An 18521-nucleotide genomic window follows, 5' to 3' on the forward strand; every position below is an offset into this window, starting at 1 on the left:
TTTGTATTAATTGGTGATAGACAAAGCCCAATCAGCTAAAAGTTGGTTTACTTTATTGGGTACTTCATCGTGGGGACAATGACCGGCTGTTAAGAAGTGTTCTGTCAGTTTAGGATAATATTGACGAAACTTTTGGGAACGTTCTCTAGCATTCATCCAAGGATCGGCTTCTCCCCATAACATTAATAAAGGACAAGTTAATTGCTTTAGTAGCACATCAACTTTTTCCCCTTGAGGAGTACTAAAGACTGAAACAAACACATCCAATGCGCCAGGATCGTTAGCAGGGCGAGAAATTTCTTCTACTAATTGATCGGTAATGGCAGTTTTGTCAAGATAAACTTTTTCTAGGGTTTGGCGAATTACCCAACGTTGTCGCACGTATTGAAATAACAAAAACTGGGCTAAAGATTGTTGAAAAATCCACTTAGTACTGTCACCAAGAAGTTTCTGCAAATTAGCCGATTGTTTGGGAGGCTGGATTTCTGATTGTAAAGCTTCAGGCTCAGATGTAGGCTGGCTTTCACTAAAAGGCCCGGCGCTATTGAGCAAAACTAAACCAGCTGCACTTTCGGGACGTTGGGCTGCGACACACAAACCAGCGTAGCCACCAAGGGAATTACCCGCTAATACTGCTTTTTGACCAATTACTTCACTAATAAAATCATGGAGTTGGTCGCGCCACAAGTCGCCACTATACTGCAATTTTGGTTTTGCCGATCGCCCAAATCCCAAAAGGTCGATCGCAAATACTTCAAAATCTTGACACAATCCTGTGATATTCTTGCGCCAGTGGTCTGTGGAAGCACCAAATCCATGTATCAAAAGCAAAGGCGGACGTTGCCCTTGCTTCTCTCCCGCACGCACATAGTAAACGTTATGCCCGCGCCACTGCCAATATTTACCAGGAATTGGGGTTGTAGAGGGGGCTGTTGTTGCCTGCATGATTCAAAGAATTGTTAAGTAGCTTTAATAATTGTAGGCTAGTGCGAGAAGAGAGTCGGGGGAGATAAGGGAGAAATAACTATGACTAAAGAAAGATTAATTACAGGCAAAACTAAACTGCTAGCGGTAATTGGACATCCGGTGGAGCATTCACTCTCGCCTGTGATGCATAATGCTGCGTTAGCGCAGCTCGTCGTAGACATCGCTAATTTAGGATTAGATTATGTTTATGTTCCCGTAGCCATAGCACCAGAGAATTTAGAAGTAGCGATCGCAGGCTTTGCCGCTATTGGGGTTGTCGGCTTTAGTGTTACAATTCCCCACAAACAGGCAATCATGCCTCTGCTCTCAGAAATTACCCCTCTTGCCCAAACTATCGGCGCAGTAAATACTGTTAGTCGCCAAAATAATCGATGGGTGGGGACAAACACAGATATAGAAGGATTTATCGCCCCTTTGCAGACAACCTATAAGCAAGATTGGAGTCAGAAGGTAGCGGTAATTTTAGGTAATGGTGGTGCAGCCAGAGCAGTTGTAGCAGGTTGTCACCAACTAGGTTTTGTTAAAATTCACGTCATTGGGCGGAATGTGCAGAGATTACAAGAATTTAGCAATAGTTGGAGCAATTCACCCATAGCTGAGAATTTACAAGTTCATCAATGGGAGGAATTGCCAAAGCTAATACCCGAAGCGAATCTGCTGGTAAACACAACCCCCATCGGTATGTATCCCAAGGTTGATCAGTCGCCTTTGAATGGAGAAGAAATAGCAAATTTACCAACAGGTGCGATCGCTTACGATTTAATATATATTCCTAAACCAACGCAATTTCTAAAGCAAGCTGAAAAACAAGGTGCAATTGCGATCGATGGCTTAGAAATGCTAGTCCAACAAGGGGTAGCAGCCTTAAAAATTTGGTTGCAGCAGGAAAATATACCTGTAGAAGTAATGCGCCAAGCTTTGCAAAAGCATTTAGGCTTTGGTTGATAAAATCAGGAGAACCCCACCCCGCCAAAGCTGTGCTTTGTCTCCCCTCCTCGCCTGCGGGGAGGGGTTGGGGGTGGGGTTCTTTTATTATGTATGGGTAATCGCTATTAAATTTACAGCGTTTTTTAAGTAAATGAAGTACACAGGTAGGGGCACAGCAGTGCTGTGCCCTTAAGATCATCTGTACCTCACCAAATTCCAATCTGCTGTATGTTATCCAAACCCAAAATAGTTTTATTATGGCTTGTATTCTTACTAAGTTTTATAAGCCTATTTCTTAGTTCTTGGATTATTCTTCCGGCTCCAAATATGTTTTTACTCACCCTAGCAGTAGGAGCGCCAGAAGTTAGCCCTTGGTTATTTTTATTAAATTCACTCTCTCTGTTACTTTCTTTTTTCTACATCCGTCGCCGTAAAATACGGCGTTTATCTTTCATTTTCAACTTAATAGGATTGCTCCTTTGTGCATGGGTGCTAGTGAATATCCCACTAACTGAAATACAGATGGATAAAGACATGAAGCAAGGGTTAGGAGCAAATTATTTAGAGAAAATCCCAGTCCAAATAAGGGCTAAAATGCAAACCCATCCCTTTAACCTAGTTAATTTTTTCGGAGGTATTCCATTAGAAAAAACTCGTTATCAAAAAGATATTATTTTTGCTTCTCCTGCGGGAGTGCCTTTAAAAATGGAAGTTTACCAACCCCCAGAGGTAGGAAAATATCCAGCAGTGGTAGTAATTTATGGTGGAGCTTGGCAATATGGCAATCCTCATGCCAATTCTGAGTTTAATCAATATATCGCTCATCAGGGATATACAGTATTTGCGATCGACTATCGACACGCACCTAAATATCAGTTTCCAGCCCAGTTAGATGACGTGCGTACAGCCTTAAATTTTATTCGCAAAAATGCAGCAGCTTATGAGGCCGATCCAGAACGGATGGTACTTATAGGACGTTCTGCGGGAGCGCACCTAGCAATGCTAGCGGCTTATCAACCAGATGCACCACCCATTCGGGCTGTAGTCAACTATTACGGCCCTGTTAACTTACCTGGAGGATACAAAACACCGCCATTTCCCGATCCGATCAACACCCGCGCTGTTTTAAAAGCATTTATGGGTGGTTCTTTAGAAGAATTACCTAATCAATATAAAATAGCTTCACCGATAAATTATCTAACGCACCCTTTACCACCAACCTTATTAATTTACGGCAGTCGTGACCATTTGGTAGAAGCGCGATTTGGCAGACAGATGTATGAACGTTTAGATAACTCTGGTAATACTGCGGTTTTTCTACAAATTCCTTGGGCGGAACACGCTTTTGATGCCGTTTTCAACGGTGTGAGCAATCAATTAGCGTTATATCATACCGAGAGGTTTTTGGCTTGGGCGTTGTTTAAGCAATAATTTTATTAACATACAGCAGCAATCAGAGCATAAAGGCTCATTAATGAAGTTCAAAGGCTCATTAATGGAGTTCAAAGGCTCATTAATGAAGTTCAAAGGTTCATTAATGAAGTTCAAAGGTTCATTAATGAAGTTCAAAGGCTCATTAATGGAGTTCAAAGGCTCATTAATGGAGTTCAGAGGTTCACTAATGGAGTTCAGAGGCTCATTAATGGAGTTCAGAGGTTCACTAATGGAGTTCAGAGGCTCAATGAGATTTACTCAGCACGGGCTAAACGCCCTGCTACTGCTAACAGTGCTATTTCTGCGGCCAACGCCAGTTATAGCGATTCCATTCGTACATTCCTTGAATTTCATACTCAGCGCCGTTAAAGAAGCGGACGACGCAGTTAGTAGATGAATCATCATCATTGCTAATTTTATTGACTTTAATCACCATACAAGGAAACCATTCACGCTTACAAGGCCCATCTTCTTGCACCCATTCCCATAGTGCATTAGAAACTTCAATGCGATCGCCTACTCTTAACTTTAGTGCATCCTCAAAATAAGAATACTTATCAAAATGGCATGACTCAACCCGATTCAGCCACTGTAAACCATAACGTTGCCGAATAAAGTGTACTGTTCCAGAGTCATTGTCTAGCAGCCAGTCGTTGAGCAATTGCACTTTCCAAGTGCGGTTAAGTTGTTCTTCCTCTTTAACAAACTGTAAAAATGCTTCTAACTCCTCTGGGGTAAGTTCATCCAAGGGGTTAGCAATATCTGACACCCCGAAGGCGTAACTCCCCTGAATTTGCTCAATCACTTGCAATAATATCTGTTTCTGCGTGTCAGTGAGAGGACAGCTTGCTGCATCACAATCATTAAAGGCTGCGAGCATAGATGCTTCAATCTCATCTGGAGTCATAAGTTAATAGCAATTGAGGGTTATTTCCCTAATTATTACAAAGGTTAAATTAAAGTCTTCAATCCGTTGTAGTTAAATTCAGGTAAGCTGAGATTATAAGTTACATATTCTTGGATTCAGTAACGGGGTATTCTATGCGGTTGCGCTCACTCACGGTTGTTTTGATTTCCTGTGTCATCGTGTTTCTATCGTTGGCGATCGCTCCCCCTGCTGTAGCGTTGACACAGATTAAATTATTTGATGTTGGTTATAAGGATTGTCCCCCAGAACTAGCACAAGGGGCTGTAATCAGTAGTGGTAGCGCAGCTGCCAATTGCTTTATTGTCATTGGCAAGGCAGAAAATAGCACTAATAAAACAGTCTACGACGCAGATATTTTTGGACGTATCTATGATGCCAACAACGACTCGGTGATGCAAAACCGGACTCGCTTAGGTTCTATTGCTGAAGTACCAACAGGTATTAGCGATTTTGAGTTGAGAATTTCCGTACCTGCAAATCAGCCTACTCCGTTGAAGCTGAAGCAGTTTAAAGCAGCTGGATTTAGCGGTCAAGTGCGTAGGTAATAACAGTTTCAGCTATTTATACATAAAATTGCGAAGCTCTCAATTATATATATCGTCACCTGCCTGACCATTTATCACATCATTGGAGTTGTCAAAACCCGTAATGTTGTTATAGCGGTTCCCATTCAAATGTGGTACAACATCATTTCGTAAGGTGTATGGGCAATTCATCAATTGCCCCTAAGAGGTTGTTTGAAAAGTATTTAGCTGTGATTTTAGGCACTTGTTGATCCCCCCTAACCCCCCTTAAAAAGGGGGGAACTGGAATCAAAGTCCCCCTTTTTAAGGGGAGCCACTGCGTTGGGCGGCTCTGCCGACTTGAAGCACGTGGCGTGGATTTAGGGGGATCTCAAACGTTTTGGTACTAAGAAAAGGACTTTTCAAACATCCTCTAAGGGTGTACCTCACATAAATGAGAACCGCTATATCAAGGTCATTCATATTGAATGCTGCTCAACAATTGGGGCGGATTCTAGCAATTGCAGCAGCTGTAAGCGGTTTCCTGCTGGGAACTGTGACGATGTTATTATTACGTCGCAGGACTAAGCCACAAACCGAAAGGATATAGCAAATAAAGTGAGAAGAAGCACTTATCAGCCCAGTAAAAATACTATCTTTCATCGCCGGCTCAAAGCAACCCTAGTAGTTTTATTGGTTTGGGGTGGTGTGAGTTTGCTGCACTGGCTACCAGAAACACAATGGTTGATGCTGGGATTAACAACAATCCTGACTCTGCAAACATTACGGATGCTGTTAGCAAAACCAGTTGCGGCGGTAATGGAGAATGAGATTTATTTACCGCCAGTCTCGATTTTAGTTCCGGCTAAAAATGAAAGTTTAGTCTTGGCTAATCTAGTTTACAGCCTATGCCAATTGAATTATCCCAGCGATTCCCTAGATATCTGGGTTGTTGATGATGGTAGTACGGATGAAACTCCCCAACTTTTAAGGGAATTACAAACTCAGTTTCCAGCTTTGCAAGTTCATCGACGGGAATCAAAAGGTGGTAAATCAGGGGCGTTGAATGCGGTGTTTCCCTTTACTCAAGGGGAGATTATTCTAGTCTGCGATGCAGATGCTCAATTACCTACCAATTTTCTCCAGCAAACAGTACCTTTATTTCAGAAGCAAGCTATAGGTGCAGTGCAAGTGCGAAAAGCGATTTCTAATGCTAATACCAACTTCTTAACCCGTTGTCAGCAGATGGAAATGTTCTGTGATAGCTTTCTACAAACCCATCGGATTGCTATTGGTGGAATGTCTGAACTACGCGGTAATGGGATGTTAGTTCGGCGGGAATTATTAGAAAAGTGTCAAGGTTGGAATGAGAACACTGTCACCGATGATTTGGATCTTTGCTTCAAACTTTATTTAGCAGGTGCAGAAATTGAGTTTGTGACAGTTCCATCAATTCAGGAAGAAGGTGTAACTACTTGGGAAAAACTTTGGTATCAACGTTGTCGTTGGGCAGAAGGTGGCTATCAGCGTTATCTAGATTATTTTCCGCAAATTCTGACTTTAGGTTGGGCAAAAGAAATTGATTTACTATTGTTTTTTCTATTACAATTTCTTCTACCAATTGGGCTAATCCCCGACTTACTTTGGACAATATTTTATAGCCATCATCCCGTTCTATTTCCCCTGCAAACACTCCTCAGTATTATTCTGACAATTGCTTTTATTGCTGGACTTTACCAATTTCAAAATTTACGAGGATGGTCTTTGGTTTGGGCAACAATTCAAGGGTCATTATACATGGTGCATTGGATTCCTGTGATGATTGTGACAACTTTCAAGATGTGTGTGCAAAGGGAGCGATCGCGCTGGGTTAAAACTGAGCATCATGGTGAAAATGTCTGATAAAAACGAAGTATAACGTTGAATTTGCAGAATTGCGTGCGTACAAGCTAAAGTAAAAATAGTGTTCTCTGTTTTCGGCTTCAATAGTATCTAAATTAATAGAGCAAAATGCCAAAGTACCAGCATCCTAAAATTCTATTTATTGATATGGCTGAAGATGCAGCCAAAGTTTTAGAAGCTAAAGGTTACAACGTGTCAGTAGGTAGTCTGGGAGATCCTTACAAGGTTAAACAAAAAAACGATTTCTTTCCTCTGTGTCACACGTCGACTTTACCTCATGATTATAAAGAACAGGAAATTATAGTCATTGATATGTGTTATGACCTCAGCTATGCTTCTATAAAAGAAGATATAAAAGAGCCACAAGACGGCATAGATGAATGGTGGGTTGATCATAGACAAGGCTATGTCAACCCACGACCTTTTTGGAGTTATTTGGTAGAACGTGATTTTGACAGAATTTTAAACACAGGGGGAGTCTTTGTAATTTTTGCAGATGCCCTTAAAATCCAAAATTATTACTTTGGTTATAAAAATTACTCAGTATTTCAGCCTAAACTAGAAAGAAATTCTAATAATTGGAATTTTCTGACAATGCTTGGTGATCAAGCTCACCATAAAATTGGGAATGATCATGGTGCGATGCTCAACTTTCCTCAAGAGCTTCCTAAAAATTGGCCAATTATATTATTACTATCGGAATATTTAGAAGACGCAACTTATAATTGTACGCTTTCTTTAGGCTCATGGTTAAAACAAGAATGGCAACCATTGTTAAAAAATAAATTTGGTAATGATGTTGCCGGCTTAATGTTACCATCAGACGGAAGAGAAGGATGGATTCTGATTTTACCTAATCTGAAGAAAAAAGCGGCTTTTACTACTAAATTAATTGAGCAGATATTACCCGATTTAGTACCATCTCTATTCCCAGAACAAGAATATGTAAGTTGGATACATCGAATTGAATATACTTTACATCAAGTGAATAGATTACATCAAAAGATAGTTGAAATACGTGAGGAAGCAAATTTAAAGGTAGCAGTTTTAGAACAAGAAATAGAAAATGAGCAAAAAACTAATGCTTATCTATTTAATCTACTGACAGAAACAGGAGATGCACTAGTTCAGGCAATCATAAAAACTTTGCAAATACTAGGATTTCAACAAATTAAAGATGCTGATCAGGAATTAGCAGCGCAAGGTATCGAGAAGCAAAACAGGGAAGATTTGCAGATTCATGACTATGAAACAACGCTACTACTTGAAGTGAAGGGAATCAAGGGCTTTCCTTGCGATGATGACGCTCTAGCAGTGCAAAAGTACGTTGTACTACGGATGAGAGAATGGAAAAGGGTTAATATTCAGGGTCTAACCATAATTAACCACCAGAGACATATTCCACCTCTTGAACGGGATAATACTTTACCTTTTAGACAAGAAATTTTAGATGTAGCCAAAGAACAACAAATTGGACTTCTAACGACATGGGATTTGCATCGAATAGCAAGAAGTTTTGTTCAAAACAAATGGAATCATAAACAAATAAAGGATTTATTCTACCAAGTAGGACGAATAAATATTGTGCCAAGTCACTATGAGTTTATTGGGACAATAGAACGTTTTATAGAAAATAAAGGAATTTTGGGTATTAAAATTGAAGCATTGTCCCTCAGACTTGGAGATAGGATAGCTTTTCATCTTCCAGTTATCTTTGAAGAGCAAAAATGTGAGTCATTGGAGTTTGAAAAGAATCTTATTGAAGTTGCAGAAGTAGGAATGCTTGTTGGAACTAAAACTCATTTAACTAAAAAAGATGTTCGCATTGGTATTCACGTATATAAAGTTATCTACAACAAAATGGAAGAGTAATAAGTTCCATAACAGATGGAATGCACTCGCCAATTAACCACAGGTTATCGGCAAATTGATGATTATTTAAATACAAGTGATCGCCATTTACAATAAATTCCCAGCCTATAATTACCTTAAACAGATCCAATAACAACCAAAAGGCAACAAAGAATCATGTTGGATTTGCTGATTCAAAACGGATTAATTTTTGATGGTTTAGGATCTGCACCTGTTCACGGTGATGTTGGGATTGAAAATGGACGGATTGTAGAAATTGCTCCATCTTTACCTGTTGAAGCCTCTGAAGTAGTTGATGCTTCTGGGTTATGGGTGACACCTGGATTTATAGATATTCATACTCATTACGATTTAGAGTTAGAAATTGCACCAGGATTGAGTGAATCGGTTCGTCATGGTGTTACCAGCGTGGTTATTGGTAACTGTAGCTTGTCTGTTGCGATCGCAGAACCCCAAATCTTAGCTGATATTTTTCAGAGGGTAGAGACACTTTCCCATCGGCTGATTGCAAAATGGCTAGAAAAGTCGGTTTCCTGGCAGACACCAGCAGAATATTTACAGCATTTGCAACAGTTACCCCTTGGCCCCAATATTGCCCCAATGTTTGGACACAGTGCCTTACGCGCTCATGTGATGGGGTTAGAACGCAGCTTAACCTTTCAGCCGACAAAATTTGAACTAAATCTTATGCAGCGCATAGCCAGAGATGCTTTAGACGCTGGCTTTATTGGCATTTCTATTGATATGTTTCCCTGGCATCGGATGAGTGGAGAATGGCAAGGCTGCACAATTCCGTCTCAACACGCCAAATTTAAAGAATATGCTATGTTAGCAGATTTGTGTCGTCAAGGGAATCTAGTTTTTCAAGTCACACCCAATTTACAACGACTTACTTCCTTTGTAGAGATTCTGCGGATGGGTTCAGGCATTGGACAAAAACCATTGCGCCTAACAGTCCTCTCTGCTTTGGATGCCGTACACGATCGCAACCTATGGCGAATATTTTCTCCCCTACTTTTTATTTGGAATTGGCTGCTAAATGGGAATGTGCGTTTTCAAACCCTAACTGAACCCTTCACCATTTACTCAGATGGATCTGTGACTCCCTTATTTGAAGAATTCTCCACAGGCGCACAACTCAATGGCTGTCAGTCACGAGAAGAAAGACAACAACTATGGGCATCGGAAATATTTCGTCGTCAGTTTCTTAAAGAATGGCTGAGTAAACGGCAGAAATCATTCCATCGTCAGTTAGATTTGATGGAAGTTATTCATTGTCCCGAAGTAAGTTGGCAAGGGTTAAGTTTTGCAGAAATTGCTCGTCAAAAGCAACAAGAGCCAGTAGATTTATTTATTCACGCATTACAAAAATACGATACAGATTTACGCTGGGTGGCTACAGGAGCGAACGATCGCCTAAAACCCCGTTTAGCGATGATGAAGCATCCCTATATTTTGCCTGGTTTTACCGATGCTGGCGCTCACGTGCGTAACCTGGGCTACTATGATGGAGCTTTGTCTTTACTCAAGCAAGCAGTTACAACGAAATTCCTTTCACCAGAAGCTGCGATTTGCCGCGTTACCGGAGAACCTGCTGGTTGGTTTCGTCTGGATACGGGAGTTCTGAAAGTTGGTGCGAAAGCGGATATAGTTTTACTCGATCCCAATGCTTTAAATCAGCCAATTAGCCCGCAGGTGCAGATATCAGATCCCATTTTAGACGGTGAACCTCGGATGGTTAAGCGTGGTTCGGATGAGATTGTGCAAGCGGTTTATATTAATGGGGTTCGGGTTGTTTGTAGGGGTGAGGTGAGCGATCGCTTGGGGCGTGAAAAGTTGGGAACTGTTTTGTCTCCTTGTTGAATTATCTCATGCGGAGATTTGAGAGGCGAGCATTAAATTGCTTTTACCCCACACCAGCAATCACCTGCCCAATATCTTGGGGAGTTGCACCTGTTGCTAACATTGCCCGAATTAACAATTCAATTGATACTGAAGCATCGCCATTTTCAGCTTTAGCAATCCGAGGTTGGCTGGAACTAATCTTAGCAGCAAGTTCACTTTGAGTCATCAGTTTTTGCCGACGCTCCTTCAAGTTTTGGCTGAGAGCTAGCTTAATTTCAACCAAGACAGTTTCTTCAGATGTTAACTCCAAAAAATCTGAAACTGTGCCAATTTTCCAGCCTTTAGATTCCAAACGTTCTCTCTTAGCTTGATCCATCACATTACTCCTATTGATCGTTATCGTATTTGCTCAGACGCTTTTTGCAAACCTCAATTACTTTCTTGGATGTTGTTCTCGTTGTTTTATTAAAAACTTCAACAATCAAGATTGCATCGTCATCAATTCGATAAATGATTCTCCAGTTTTTATCTGTATCTCGAATACGCAATTCATGACAGTGAATTCCTATACTTGACATAGGGCGTGAATGTGGCAACGCAAGGGATTCACCTTCCTGTAATTGTCTGAGCAGAACACCCGCTTCAATGCGTGCTTCTTGAGTGAAAGGTGGGGTTTTAACTTCACCATGCAGCCAAACTAAAGGCTTACTTTGATCTCCCATCCTGTATTTATATCATATCTGATATATCGATCCATTAACTTAGAGATTAGATTATGGGCAAACTACATTGATGTTGTATTTGTCATAGCTTTTAAATTTATGTCAGATTATTTGTTTTCCCAATTTAAAGCCAACGAATTAGAAGCCCTGCATAAGGAGTTATCTCAAGTTCTGGATATTTCACAAAGTCATCTACAAGCTCTCTATGAAGTAATGCAGCAAGAATTTGAATTAGAGGGCTATCCCGAACATAGTCTTCCCAGAAATATTTTTCACTCTCACGATGAAAGCTTTCAGAAATGCTACGAAGAAGCTTTAGTTATTGGAGTAGATATTCCAAGTTTCCTTGAAAAGAATAATAATATTTCAAATAAGAAAACAGTTGTTATCGTCGGACAAGATCCTTTAAGAAAAAGTGAGAAAAAAGTAGAGGAAATTAGTATTGGAACACCCTACGCTCTGCATTTGAAAAATTGTCGTGAGGATTTGCCTAATACAAGGCTATATTTTGATTTGATCAAAGTCTTACTAGATGCAGGATACCGAGTCTACCTCACAGACATTTTCAAAGTATGGGTAAGTAAGGCTAGTTCTGATGACGGTATTCATCTGAACAAGCAAGATTGTACTCGCTTCATTCAAGTTCTGAAGGCAGAGTTAGAAATTTTTGAACCACTTGCGATCGTTACCTGGGGAAAAAAAGCAAGTAACGGCATTAAAAGTATAAAATTAGAAGTCAAACACCTTGAGTTTCCTCATCCTAGTCGTGCAGCACATCATGCTTGGAGTAAACTAATGGGTAAACCAGCAACACGAGAAAACCGGATTAATTTCTGGCAGGAAAAAGTTTTTCCCTACTTATCAGGGTTGTAGAGTAGAGTAGTTGCCAGTGCGATCGCTAATCTTATACGCTACCTGAAAAAATAAAAACACACCATTTTTATCAGATTGATACCTACGGCGGGTGGAGCGATCGCTTTATTCAGCAACTGTACCTCACCAATAATCACTCCTAAATAACTTGTAAAATTGAAACAGCGAAAATTCCTCTATGCTTATCCTTATGAGTGAAAAACTTCAGACCGACGAAGACAAGCTACAGTCAAGCACTAGTATAAAGACAAATGAAGAAACAGAAAACGAAAAAGTTCTATGTTCTCATTGTCAGCGCACTGCTACGAACGGTATTAAATGTAAAGGTATTTGTGTGGCTGATAATGACTATTGATGTATAAAATATATCGCTCTTTCAAACATCTTTTTGTGAGTGACATGAATTGTAACCCTCAACAAAGTTTGAGAAATCTAATTAATAGTCAAATTTTGGATCATCCTTTTACAGACTATTGGGATATTTTTATTCTTAAACATCAGCATCCAATTAATATTACTCTACACATTCTAGGAATATTCTTTTTTTACAGTTTAATTTTTTACACTTGGAAGTTGCAAAATTTTTGGTTACTCTTGGGCTTACCATTAACTCAGTTACTAGGATTAACTGGACATTTGTTATTTGAGCGTAGCCATATTGATTTACAAGATGCTGTATTTTCTTGGCGGGCTTCTTATTGTTTAGGTAAAATGTTATTTAGAATTTTGACGGGTAAATATCGAGATGATATTCGCCAACGACAAGAAATATTAAATAATTATCTATCAAACAATTATGCAAATATTCAATAATTGGAATGTAATTGCTAAGGGTTGGTATATTGCCTGTCCTAGTCATGAAATACCTAAAAAAACAGCAAAATCTGTAGAATTATGCAGTCAAAAAATTGCCATTTTTAGAGGCGAAGACGGGCAAGTACGGGCTTTAGATGCTTACTGCCCTCATTTAGGGACAGATTTAGGAATTGGGAAGGTTGATGGTAATTGGATTCGTTGTACATTTCATCATTGGGCATTTGATGAAACAGGGCTTTGTCAAAATATTCCCTGTCAATCAGAAATTCCTACTCAAGCTAAATTACAAGCTTATGCAACAGAGGAAAAGTATGGATTTATCTGGATTTATCCAGATGCTAAAGCACCAGAGAAAGTGGCTAATTTTGATGAATTGAATTACAAAGAACTTGTTACACAAGCTGATATTGCATTTGAAAGAAGTTGCCATCACCATATTTGTATGATGAATGGGATTGATGCTCAACATTTAAAAACAATTCATCATTTAGACATCAAAATGGATTTGTCGCTACATCGCAGCGAATTAGGGACGCAAATTGACTTTACAATGCGGGGACAATTCCCCAAAACTACATTTAGAGAAAAGTTAGGTCAAAGATTTCTGGGTTCTACATATCAGTATTCAATGCGTTATGCTCATGGTTGCATTGGTTTGTTAACAATGATGAAAGATGTTAGGCTTTTTCCGCCACTGTATATGATATATGCTTATACTCCCATTGCAGCAGAAAGAACGAGAATTCAACCGATTTATGTAACTGAAAAACGTAAAGGTATTGTGGGATATTTGCTGAGTCAGTTTTTGCTATTCTGTACTCGCTTGGCTTACTATATGCTCAGAGATGAAGATGGTAAGATTTACGACAATATTCGCTTTAATCCGAAGTTGCTTCTTAGTATTGATCGGCCATTAGCTCAATATATGGAGTATGTGAATCAGCTAAAACCGTCTCGATGGTCAAAAAATAGAGGTGTAGAATAGTAGGCTGCGTTAGCGACAGGATAAGTCAAGAAAAGGTTTGATGATGTTGCGTTTTGTTTCTCAATCTAAATACATCTTAATTATTTTGTAGATTAGGCGATTTCCATCAACTCTTATTGAGAAGGTGCAAGATGTGAATACGGAATTGTAGCGTAAATAACCATTCTGGAATCTGTCACATTACACCGTAAATTTACCATAATGGTCGATAAAGTTTTAATTAAATATAATACAAATCGAGTTTAGGTAATTTCCGCGTAATGAAGAGTTTGCTGATTCCTGTTGAAAATTTGCAACAAAGCGATCGCACTGCCATGTATGCGTTGCTGCAAAATCACTTCCAAGGTATAACCTGGGATGGGTTTCTAGTCGATCTAGAGCGCAAAAACTGGGTTTTGTTGTTGAGAGATGAGACATCCAACGCACTCAAAGGATTTTCAACTCTGATGTTATGCCAAAAGACTTTTTTGGGAGAAAAAATTAGTGTGGTATATTCTGGTGATACTATCGTCGATCCTAGTGCTTGGTCGAGTACGACACTACCACGTAGTTGGATTGCCGCTATCAATTTTCTGCGTCAACACTATGCAGAAAATAAACTTTACTGGCTGCTAATTTGCTCTGGTTTTCGCACTTATCGTTTTCTCCCTACTTTTTGGCAAGATTTCTACCCGCGTTATGATGTTACAACACCTGCGGATGTTAAAAATCTAATGGGGAATTTAGCACGCGAATACTATGGTAGTTTATACCAAGAAGCAACTGGTATCGTCCATTTTCAGCATCCTCAAATTCTCCGTGAAGGTTTGATTGAAATCCCCACACGAAGACAGACTAACCCCCATATCCAGTTTTTTGAAGAAAAAAACCCCGGCTATAGATTAGGGGATGAATTAGTTTGTTTAACTGAAATTAACTATGACAATCTCACTCGTGCTGGAAAACGGATGTGGGAGTCAGAATCATCGTTAGAATTTGTGCAAGATTGTGTTTTAATTTAAATTTTATGCCATCTACAAACCTACAATCAAACTTTAACAATCCAACTCAATTTATAGAGGGATGGTACTGGGCACTACCATCGAAAAAATTAAAAATTGGCAAGATAAAAGCTATCACATTGCTAGGTAGAAATATGGCAATTTATCGAGGAGTTAGTAGTCAGGTAATAGCTGTAGATGCTTATTGTCCACACATGGGCGCTCATTTAGCAGAAGGTAAGGTAGAAGGTGATGGAATTCGCTGCTTTTTTCATAATTGGAAGTATGACAGTCGCGGAATTTGTGTAGATGTTCCTTCTCTGGGAAAACCGCTACCTGTGTCTATTAAAACTTGGCACACGGCGGAAAGGTACGGCATGATTTGGGTTTGGGTGGGAGAAGAAAAGCCAAGTTTGCTGCCCTTTGTACCAGAATTAGAACAGGTAAATTGCGATTATATATTGGGGACTCGATTTGTCAAAAACTGCCATCCCAATGTCTTGCTAATTAATGCGATTGATGCTCATCATTTCAATACAGTACACAATCTGCCTTTAGAGATTGTATTTGATTCTCAAGACTTCAACTCCAACGCTATTACCTTCAGTAACACTACACGGGGAGGTGATGATTCTTGGTTAATTCGCCTGATTCGTCCTCTATATCGCAACGAAGTTACTTATAGTATGTGTTACTGGTATGGCAGCACTGGCACTGTGACGCTAGGGCCGGATTTTCTGCACTTCTACATTATATTTACGCTGCGAATGATAGAAGGTGGTAAAACTGAAGGGCAAACAATTCTTGTCACTCCTAATCGTCCGGGATTTTGGAGATGGATTTTAAATCGTGGTTTGTTATGGTTAACCCAGCAGGTTGGTAATTACTTTGCAAAAGGGGATACGCAGGTATTTCAAACAATTCAGTTTGATTTGAGGACTCCTACTAAAGCAGATCAGTCTATTATGGAATTTATTCAGCACGTTAATCAGCAGAAAGCTCTAACCTGGGGAAGTTGGGAAACTGTTAATTATCCAAACATTCAAACCCTATCAGAGGATGTTTGTAAAGTGTCGTATAGCACATCAAATTGTGACATTACCCCACCCTAACCCTCCCCTTTACAAGGGGAGGGGACTGGATTTCTAGTTTCCCCCCTTTATAAGGGGGGTATTAGATGCTTTCAGTAAAAAATATAGCTTTTAAAAAGTCCTCTCAAATTTTAATCATGAATTCACTTTAATTGAACAGGAAAAACATGGATTTTAAATATAATATTGTAGGTTTTGATCTACCACATATAGATTATTCTAATAGTTTACGACGTATATTAGCAGCAGCATTACCCAATCAGAATAATTATACTAATTACCCAAAATTAAATTATTGGGATACTGAATTTTTCAAGTTACATCAAGTCAAAATTTTTCAACAATCTAATATTACTGAACAATCTGCTATTCTGGAACTTGCCAACCGCAGTCTGCTAGAAGAATCATATTTCATTGAAAAAGCAGGCGTTGGCTATATGGCAAAAATGGTACTGTTAGCAGAAACAGTTGAAGAACGAATTCTTTATGGATTGTTTACGGCTGATGAAGCTACCCACCTTCACCAAATTAGCCATTTTTTACCAGAAATGGAAGTAACTAGCACGGACGATCCGTTTTTGCGCTTACTATCAGAAGTGGTTGAAAGTGCAGATAAAACAGTTTTATTGTTTGTGCTGCAAGTCGTTTTAGAAGGATGGGGTTTAAGCCATTATCGGCGTTTAGCTAAAGAATGTCGCCATCCAGTTTTAGCAGAACTTTTTTCCAGTTTTTTACAATCTGAATCCCGTCATCACGCTACGGGAACCACCTTGTTTAATCAAACTTCTCTTTCAGTATTCAGTCAAACAACAATTCTCGATGTGTTGGCACAGTTTTTGTTTATGGTACAGGTGGGGCCACAAAGCTTACTCGCAGCAGTCGAACAAGTAAAAGGACATCTGACGCGATCGCAAAAAATCCAAATTCTAGAAGAACTGGATACCGAAACCCATAGCGGAACGCGATTACAAATATTGCGATCGCTCATGGGGATAAAATCAGCCCAGTCTATCCTGCAAACCTTGGAAGAACGCGGAGCCTTTCAACCCCTCCCCGCCCATCAATGCGTGTAATCAATATCAATCTTATCTCTGCGTTAAATCAAAACGGATATGGAAAAAACTATTTATCGCAAATTACAAATTAACCACACTCGCAACAAACAGCAAGACCATACTGCTTTAATGGATGAAGCTGTCACCAATTTTCGCTATGAAGATTGTCAAAACGAGTATTGGAATCCAGAAGAATTTTCCCTGTTATATGGTACACCTTTATGGGAACAGTCCAGCCAACATCAGCGTATAATTTTGAACCAACTTTACTGGGTAGCTTACTACTCACAAATTGTTTCTGCTGAAATTGCCACTATCTTTTTCAATCAAACCAGTGCAGCCGGACTTTACGCTCAAGAAGATTTCCGCTTAATCTGCGACACCTTAGATTTGGAATCTTGTCAGGAGCGATCGCACATTAACGCCTTCCGCACGATTGCCAAAGAGGTTGAACAAGCGTTGTTTGGGGAACTTATCTTTACCTACCCCATGCGCGGCCCCTTTACAGAAACGATGGTTTATGCTGACACCAATGCTCTAAAAACTTGGTGGAAAAAAATTCAACTTCAATACTTTGGGCTAATTTCTGCGAATAATACTTTTTTGGCTTGTCAGTATTTCACAGTCCGGGGAGTGCGGACACTAAACGGCAAGTTAGTACAGCACAAACTCAGCAATTATTATCAAAAACATCCCCATCCTGAAGCTGCACCAATTCCGGCTAAAGTCTCCTATTATCACTTCATGGATGAAAGCTTTCACTTCAATAGTTCGACAATTATATCTCACGATGTTGTTACTTGCCTGAAGCCACCGACTGCTTTTGAGCGACTGGTAGCTAATTTAGGCTTATGGGGATGCCAGCGCGATCACTTTCATTTTTCAGCTGCGATAAACGGGATTTTTTGGTACGATCCGGCGCTGTATAGCAAGATTTATCAAGTGTTGCGATCGCCTATTTTTGAGATGAGTGATATGGATACTAAGGAAATGATGCGGCGTTGTTTTACAGAAGAATCGGAAGGATTACAGCGCAGTTTTTTAACTCATCAGGAAGCGATGAAATCTTATCAAGTCTATGTTGAAAACCTTGATTATCTTTGGCAACGTAATCGGGATATGTCACTGATGGCTATGAATTCAATTTCTCGATATTTGGCGACTCAAAAAAGGGCTTTTCAAGGTTTTGAATATCAAGAGGATTTATTTTTATCTCACGCAGGGATGCAAAGGCATAAAGAAGAATGGAAGAGTGTTGTTTAGATAAGACTGTTTTTTATGATGGCTGATTTATGTAAGATATCTTTTCCGGGAAGTGATTTTGTTTCTATAACTTTGGAATGTAATGAAAATTTGTCTGAATATCTTACGATTCAGAATTCACCTGTTTTGTTTGGTTGTCGGACTGGTATTTGTGGCACTTGTTTAGTTGAGATTATTGGTAATATTCCTCCTTCTCAACCTGATGAACAGGAAATGTTAGAGACTTTAGCACCTAATAATCCTCATGCGCGGTTAGCTTGTCAGGTTAATGTTATAGGTAATGTTGAAATTCGTATGATGGAAGGATAAATTTAGTTAAACTTAGTTTAAAGACTTAG

General features: G+C 39.5%; 18 protein-coding genes. 14 read left to right on the plus strand and 4 right to left on the minus strand.

Annotated features, from left to right (window positions below; genetic code table 11):
* Positions 1-6: 6 nt before the first annotated feature.
* Positions 7-945 (minus strand): alpha/beta fold hydrolase, encoded by a 939-nt coding sequence (locus V7K38_RS04310; protein ID WP_334855723.1) that lies wholly within the window; start codon positions 943-945, stop codon positions 7-9.
* A gap of 81 nt (positions 946-1026) precedes the next feature.
* Here V7K38_RS04310 and V7K38_RS04315 point away from each other — a divergent pair, with 81 nt between their 5' ends.
* Together V7K38_RS04315 and V7K38_RS04320 are read left to right on the plus strand one after the other, a co-directional pair.
* Positions 1027-1932: a shikimate dehydrogenase gene (locus V7K38_RS04315; RefSeq protein WP_334855724.1), complete on the plus strand. Its 906-nt coding sequence runs from the start codon at positions 1027-1029 to the stop codon at positions 1930-1932.
* Between the two features lie 210 nt (positions 1933-2142).
* Complete coding sequence (locus V7K38_RS04320) at positions 2143-3345, plus strand: alpha/beta hydrolase (protein WP_334855726.1); 1203 nt, start codon at positions 2143-2145, stop codon at positions 3343-3345.
* A gap of 298 nt (positions 3346-3643) precedes the next feature.
* Here V7K38_RS04320 and V7K38_RS04325 read toward each other — a convergent pair whose 3' ends face one another.
* Positions 3644-4255, minus strand: coding sequence for a hypothetical protein (locus V7K38_RS04325; RefSeq protein ID WP_334855727.1), 612 nt, complete (start codon positions 4253-4255; stop codon positions 3644-3646).
* A gap of 134 nt (positions 4256-4389) precedes the next feature.
* Between V7K38_RS04325 and V7K38_RS04330 the strand changes: the two genes are divergently transcribed.
* The 4 genes from V7K38_RS04330 (at position 4390) to V7K38_RS04345 (ending at position 10416) form a co-directional block, all read left to right on the plus strand.
* On the plus strand, positions 4390-4821 hold the full coding sequence (locus V7K38_RS04330) for a biotin carboxylase (RefSeq protein ID WP_334855728.1): 432 nt from the start codon (positions 4390-4392) through the stop codon (positions 4819-4821).
* A gap of 576 nt (positions 4822-5397) precedes the next feature.
* A complete protein-coding gene (locus V7K38_RS04335; RefSeq protein ID WP_334855729.1) occupies positions 5398-6681 on the plus strand; it encodes a glycosyltransferase in 1284 nt (427 codons plus the stop codon).
* Positions 6682-6789: 108 nt separating this feature from the next.
* On the plus strand, positions 6790-8553 hold the full coding sequence (locus tag V7K38_RS04340) for a hypothetical protein (RefSeq protein ID WP_334855730.1): 1764 nt from the start codon (positions 6790-6792) through the stop codon (positions 8551-8553).
* Between the two features lie 156 nt (positions 8554-8709).
* On the plus strand, positions 8710-10416 hold the full coding sequence (locus V7K38_RS04345; protein WP_334855732.1) for an N-acyl-D-amino-acid deacylase family protein: 1707 nt from the start codon (positions 8710-8712) through the stop codon (positions 10414-10416).
* Positions 10417-10459: 43 nt separating this feature from the next.
* Here the strand turns inward: V7K38_RS04345 and V7K38_RS04350 are convergent, their stop codons facing one another.
* A complete protein-coding gene (locus tag V7K38_RS04350) occupies positions 10460-10774 on the minus strand; it encodes a helix-turn-helix domain-containing protein (protein WP_334855735.1) in 315 nt (104 codons plus the stop codon).
* A 10-nt stretch (positions 10775-10784) separates the two neighbouring features.
* The gene (locus tag V7K38_RS04355; RefSeq protein ID WP_334855737.1) at positions 10785-11120 is read right to left on the minus strand and encodes a type II toxin-antitoxin system RelE/ParE family toxin; all 336 of its coding nucleotides are present in this window, start codon (positions 11118-11120) and stop codon (positions 10785-10787) included.
* Between the two features lie 99 nt (positions 11121-11219).
* Between V7K38_RS04355 and V7K38_RS04360 the strand changes: the two genes are divergently transcribed.
* The 8 genes from V7K38_RS04360 (at position 11220) to V7K38_RS04395 (ending at position 18492) form a co-directional block, all read left to right on the plus strand.
* Positions 11220-11993: a uracil-DNA glycosylase family protein gene (locus V7K38_RS04360; RefSeq protein WP_334855740.1), complete on the plus strand. Its 774-nt coding sequence runs from the start codon at positions 11220-11222 to the stop codon at positions 11991-11993.
* 399 nt (positions 11994-12392) lie between these two features.
* The gene (locus V7K38_RS04365; protein ID WP_334855742.1) at positions 12393-12806 is read left to right on the plus strand and encodes an Mpo1-like protein; all 414 of its coding nucleotides are present in this window, start codon (positions 12393-12395) and stop codon (positions 12804-12806) included.
* Positions 12790-13794, plus strand: a complete 1005-nt coding sequence (locus V7K38_RS04370; protein WP_334855745.1) for an aromatic ring-hydroxylating dioxygenase subunit alpha — start codon at positions 12790-12792, stop codon at positions 13792-13794. Before V7K38_RS04365 ends, V7K38_RS04370 begins: the two co-directional genes overlap by 17 nt.
* Before the next feature lie 260 nt (positions 13795-14054).
* The gene (locus V7K38_RS04375; protein ID WP_334855747.1) at positions 14055-14795 is read left to right on the plus strand and encodes a hypothetical protein; all 741 of its coding nucleotides are present in this window, start codon (positions 14055-14057) and stop codon (positions 14793-14795) included.
* A gap of 5 nt (positions 14796-14800) precedes the next feature.
* A complete protein-coding gene (locus V7K38_RS04380) occupies positions 14801-15886 on the plus strand; it encodes an aromatic ring-hydroxylating dioxygenase subunit alpha (RefSeq protein ID WP_334855748.1) in 1086 nt (361 codons plus the stop codon).
* A gap of 146 nt (positions 15887-16032) precedes the next feature.
* The gene (locus tag V7K38_RS04385; protein ID WP_334855750.1) at positions 16033-16938 is read left to right on the plus strand and encodes a ferritin-like domain-containing protein; all 906 of its coding nucleotides are present in this window, start codon (positions 16033-16035) and stop codon (positions 16936-16938) included.
* Between the two features lie 39 nt (positions 16939-16977).
* Positions 16978-18183 carry a P-aminobenzoate N-oxygenase AurF gene (locus tag V7K38_RS04390; protein ID WP_334855751.1) on the plus strand — a complete coding sequence of 402 codons (1206 nt, stop codon included), beginning with the start codon at positions 16978-16980 and terminating at the stop codon, positions 18181-18183.
* A gap of 18 nt (positions 18184-18201) precedes the next feature.
* Positions 18202-18492 carry a 2Fe-2S iron-sulfur cluster binding domain-containing protein gene (locus tag V7K38_RS04395; RefSeq protein ID WP_334855860.1) on the plus strand — a complete coding sequence of 97 codons (291 nt, stop codon included), beginning with the start codon at positions 18202-18204 and terminating at the stop codon, positions 18490-18492.
* The last annotated feature ends 29 nt before the right edge of the window (positions 18493-18521 follow it).

Source organism: Nostoc sp. (assembly GCF_036917465.1).
Lineage (GTDB): Bacteria > Cyanobacteriota > Cyanobacteriia > Cyanobacteriales > Nostocaceae > Nostoc.

Coding starts and splice junctions, on each gene's coding strand:
- V7K38_RS04310 (WP_334855723.1), bottom strand. CDS start 945: ATGCAGGCAACAACAGCCCCCTCTACAACCCCAATTCCTGGTAAATAT.
- V7K38_RS04315 (WP_334855724.1), top strand. CDS start 1,027: ATGACTAAAGAAAGATTAATTACAGGCAAAACTAAACTGCTAGCGGTA.
- V7K38_RS04320 (WP_334855726.1), top strand. CDS start 2,143: ATGTTATCCAAACCCAAAATAGTTTTATTATGGCTTGTATTCTTACTA.
- V7K38_RS04325 (WP_334855727.1), bottom strand. CDS start 4,255: ATGACTCCAGATGAGATTGAAGCATCTATGCTCGCAGCCTTTAATGAT.
- V7K38_RS04330 (WP_334855728.1), top strand. CDS start 4,390: ATGCGGTTGCGCTCACTCACGGTTGTTTTGATTTCCTGTGTCATCGTG.
- V7K38_RS04340 (WP_334855730.1), top strand. CDS start 6,790: ATGCCAAAGTACCAGCATCCTAAAATTCTATTTATTGATATGGCTGAA.
- V7K38_RS04345 (WP_334855732.1), top strand. CDS start 8,710: ATGTTGGATTTGCTGATTCAAAACGGATTAATTTTTGATGGTTTAGGA.
- V7K38_RS04350 (WP_334855735.1), bottom strand. CDS start 10,774: ATGGATCAAGCTAAGAGAGAACGTTTGGAATCTAAAGGCTGGAAAATT.
- V7K38_RS04355 (WP_334855737.1), bottom strand. CDS start 11,120: ATGGGAGATCAAAGTAAGCCTTTAGTTTGGCTGCATGGTGAAGTTAAA.
- V7K38_RS04360 (WP_334855740.1), top strand. CDS start 11,220: ATGTCAGATTATTTGTTTTCCCAATTTAAAGCCAACGAATTAGAAGCC.
- V7K38_RS04365 (WP_334855742.1), top strand. CDS start 12,393: ATGAATTGTAACCCTCAACAAAGTTTGAGAAATCTAATTAATAGTCAA.
- V7K38_RS04370 (WP_334855745.1), top strand. CDS start 12,790: ATGCAAATATTCAATAATTGGAATGTAATTGCTAAGGGTTGGTATATT.
- V7K38_RS04375 (WP_334855747.1), top strand. CDS start 14,055: ATGAAGAGTTTGCTGATTCCTGTTGAAAATTTGCAACAAAGCGATCGC.
- V7K38_RS04380 (WP_334855748.1), top strand. CDS start 14,801: ATGCCATCTACAAACCTACAATCAAACTTTAACAATCCAACTCAATTT.
- V7K38_RS04385 (WP_334855750.1), top strand. CDS start 16,033: ATGGATTTTAAATATAATATTGTAGGTTTTGATCTACCACATATAGAT.
- V7K38_RS04390 (WP_334855751.1), top strand. CDS start 16,978: ATGGAAAAAACTATTTATCGCAAATTACAAATTAACCACACTCGCAAC.
- V7K38_RS04395 (WP_334855860.1), top strand. CDS start 18,202: ATGGCTGATTTATGTAAGATATCTTTTCCGGGAAGTGATTTTGTTTCT.